The organism is Pseudoalteromonas sp. S3785 (assembly GCF_005887365.1).
GTDB lineage: Bacteria > Pseudomonadota > Gammaproteobacteria > Enterobacterales > Alteromonadaceae > Pseudoalteromonas.
Genome location: NZ_PNCT01000061.1, coordinates 1 through 1129 on the forward strand (window position 1 = coordinate 1; position 1129 = coordinate 1129).

Sequence of the window (1129 nt, forward strand, 5' to 3'; positions counted from 1 at the left end):
ACAGAGGGCTGGTTGAGTGAAGTCGCTGGCATGGTGGTGTCAATAATACCGGTTTCGGTGGCGCTGCCGATATTACCCAGGCCATCATCTACTTCGGCAGTGACCGTGTATTCGCCTTCAGCTAAAGCACTCGGGGCATCAACGCTCCAGACGCCACCGGTTACGGTCGTATCAACAGTCGTAATATTCCCTGCACTGTCTTCAAACGTTAAGCTAATGGTGGTGCCATCGTCTGCATCGCTTGTTCCGCTAATAGTGGGTGTGGTGTCGTTGGTATCTACCAAGACATTAATGCTAATGCTTGGCGCGGTGGTGTTCAGTGTCGCGGTTTCACTAACCGTGGTGGTGTTACCGGCGTTATCGCTCACGCTCGCTTCAATGGTCAGCTCACCATCAGCCAGCGCATTTGGTACATCCGCTGACCAACTGCCATCCGCTTGCACTGTGGCGCTGAAGGTTTCTGTTGTCACCCCATCACTTACGCTGATACTAATCACCGTGCCTGCAGGTGCATTGGTGGTACCACTAATGGTTGGTGTGCTGTCGTTGGTCGCGCCCACGGTATCGAGTGTCAGTGTCGGTGCAAGGCTGTCTATGGTGCCCGACTGGGACGCGCCGCCTGTATTGCCTGCCGCATCCGTAATGCTGGCTTGCACACTGTAGCTGCCATCAGGTAATGCTGGGCTCGTTGCTTGCCAGTTGCCGTTGGCATCAACCGTGGCAGTGATTGCGATATCGTCGCCGTTACTATCGGTGATAACAATATTGACAACAGTGCCTTGCGGCTCTGTTGAAGTACCACTGATGAGTGGCGTGCTGTCGTTGCCAAGTCCCAGTGCATCCACAGTGACAACCGGTGTGATGGTATCGACATTGCCACTGCTGTTGGCTGTGCTCTCATTGCCTGCCGCGTCGGTTATGCTGGCTGTGACAGTAAAGTCACCTTGCGCGAGCGCACTGGGGATTTCAATATCCCAATGACCATCCGCCTCAACGGTGGTCGTGAGAGTTTGCACAGCGCCGTCACTGTCGGTCACGGTGAGTGTCACCGTGCCGCCAATTTCGTTACTGGTGCCCTGTAATGTCGGTGTTAGGTCGTTTACATCGCCTACATTTTGTATCGTAAGTG

1 protein-coding gene is annotated in these 1129 nt (G+C 54.3%); it reads right to left on the reverse strand.

Annotation, left to right across the window (positions count from 1 at the left end):
* Positions 1 to 1129: Ig-like domain-containing protein (locus CWC17_RS15420; RefSeq protein WP_171042099.1), on the reverse strand; the 1129-nt coding region annotated here is incomplete at both ends.